The organism is Endozoicomonas sp. (assembly GCF_051008435.1).
GTDB lineage: Bacteria > Pseudomonadota > Gammaproteobacteria > Pseudomonadales > Endozoicomonadaceae > Endozoicomonas_A.
This window is the reverse complement of record NZ_JBPCXO010000396.1, coordinates 1-1,265: the sequence shown is the minus strand read 5'-3', so window position 1 is coordinate 1,265 and position 1,265 is coordinate 1. Positions and strand designations below refer to the sequence as shown.

General features: G+C 51.1%; 2 protein-coding genes and 1 pseudogene. 2 read left to right on the top strand and 1 reads right to left on the bottom strand.

Annotated features, from left to right (window positions below; translation table 11 throughout):
* Positions 1-22: 22 nt before the first annotated feature.
* Positions 23-786 (top strand): annotated as a pseudogene (locus ACR2PX_RS20240) (reverse transcriptase domain-containing protein); the annotation flags it as partial.
* Here ACR2PX_RS20240 and ACR2PX_RS20235 read toward each other — a convergent pair.
* Positions 706-870, bottom strand: a complete 165-nt coding sequence (locus ACR2PX_RS20235; RefSeq protein WP_434001169.1) for a hypothetical protein — start codon at positions 868-870, stop codon at positions 706-708. The pseudogene ACR2PX_RS20240 and the gene ACR2PX_RS20235 overlap by 81 nt on opposite strands.
* Positions 871-936: 66 nt before the next feature.
* Between ACR2PX_RS20235 and ACR2PX_RS20230 the strand changes: the two genes are divergently transcribed.
* On the top strand, positions 937-1,265 hold a 329-nt coding region (locus ACR2PX_RS20230; protein ID WP_434001168.1), incomplete at its 3' end, for a group II intron maturase-specific domain-containing protein.

Genomic DNA, 1,265 nt, shown 5'->3' with positions numbered 1-1,265 from the left:
GCGTAGTGAGGGTGTTGCACACATGTCTGATCCTTCAGAAATTTTGATCCTTACAAATCAATCGTCTCCTGAAGGCTATTTCTGTTGCAACCCCTCACTTTTCATCAGCCAACCTGTAAAAGCCCCCGAATTCCCCAACCGGGTACGGGGTGCTGGCTGGAAGCAAACCGCAGCCGAGCTGAATAACGGCAGCTACCAACCAGCCCCGGTCAGGCGTGTTAACATCGAGAAGCCAGACGGAGGGAAACGCCAGCTTGGCATACCCACCGTCAGGGATCGCGTGATTCAACAAGCTATAGCCCAGGTACTGACACCGATATTCGATCCGGGATTCTCAAGCAACAGTTTTGGGTTTCGCCCTCACCGAAACGGGCAGCAGGCCGTTAAGAAAGTCCACCGCATTATCCAAAAGGGTTATCGCATAGCGGTGGATGTGGATCTCTCCAAATTCTTTGACCGGGTCAACCATGACCTGCTGATGACCTTGCTGAGCCGTAAGGTAAAAGACAAGCGTCTGATGCAACTTATTGGTCGCTACCTGCGTGCAGGCGTTCAGGACGGTCAGCGTGTTCAGGACAGCCGGGAGGCTGTTCCCCAAGGTGGTCACTCTCACCATTGCTATCGAACATTATGCTCGACCCCCTGGACAAAGAATTGGAACTCAGAGGCCACAAGTTTGCCCGATACGCCGACGACTTTACGATCTTAGTGAAAAGTCAGCGAACGGGAGAGCGTGTCCTGTCCAGCATCAGTCAGTACCTGCAACAGCGTTTGAAACTGGTTGTAAGCACCACCAAAAGCCAAGTTGTGAGAACCAGTGAAAGTCAGTTTCTGGGTTTCACATTCCGGGGTAAAAGCATTCAATGGCACGGGAAAACCCTGCGGCGATTCAAGCAGCAGGTCCGGAAACTCACAAACCGTAACGGGGGTGTATCAATGAAATACCAACTCTTCAAAATCAGCCAGTATTTACGAGGCTGGATTCATTACTTTGGAATGGCCAATGGCTATCAGCGTTGCGTTGATCTGGATAACTGGATACGTCGCAGAGTTCGCATGGCCTACTGGCGACAGTGGCGAAAGCGACGCACAAAAGTCAGGAATTTAATGAAGAGAGGTGTTCATATTCAAGCGGCTGTTGCCTGTGGTCTGACCAGTAAAGGCCCGTGGCGTAGTTCGAAGACACCGGGAATTAATCAGGCATTGTCGAATGCCTATTTAAAATCGCAGGGGTTATACGCACTACGCGACGGATGGATCAAGCT